The sequence below is a fragment of the Bifidobacterium vespertilionis genome (genome assembly GCF_008698145.1).
Classification (GTDB): Bacteria; Actinomycetota; Actinomycetes; order Actinomycetales; family Bifidobacteriaceae; genus Bifidobacterium; species Bifidobacterium vespertilionis.
This window is the reverse complement of the sequence record NZ_RZNZ01000036.1, coordinates 1-423: the sequence shown is the minus strand read 5'-3', so window position 1 is coordinate 423 and position 423 is coordinate 1. Positions and strand designations below refer to the sequence as shown.

The window sequence follows — 423 nt, the reverse complement described above, 5'->3', positions numbered from 1 at the left end:
TGGCTCGGTGTGCGAGGATGCCCACGAAGTGACGTTGGATGCGCTGGTGAGGGGTGAGGCGACCGTGGATGTGTGAATGAATGGCTCACCGCTCAGGGTGACATGGTCCTGTTCCGTCATCCTGAGCGCGGCGAAGGATCCTTCGTCATTTCGCACAGGGGCATGGTGCAAGAGGTTAAGGATCCTTCGACTCCGCTGCGCTGCGCTCAGGATGACGGAAAACCATCCCCTGCGATCATCCGAGCCATTGCGGCCGGCGGTGATGGCTCGGTGTGCGAGGATGCCCACGAAGTGACGTTGGATGCGCTGGTGAGGGGTGAGGCGACCGTGGATGTGTGAATGAATGGCTCACCGCTCAGGGTGACATGGTCCTGTTCCGTCATCCTGAGCGCGGCGAAGGATCCTTCGTCATTTCGCACAGGG

The 423-nt window shown here is 60.8% G+C and carries 1 protein-coding gene; it reads right to left on the bottom strand.

The annotated features are described in order from the left end of the window. Positions 1 to 206: 206 nt before the first annotated feature. Positions 207 to 423 (bottom strand): hypothetical protein (locus EMO90_RS12550; protein WP_223851268.1); only part of this gene is annotated, 217 nt, incomplete at its 5' end.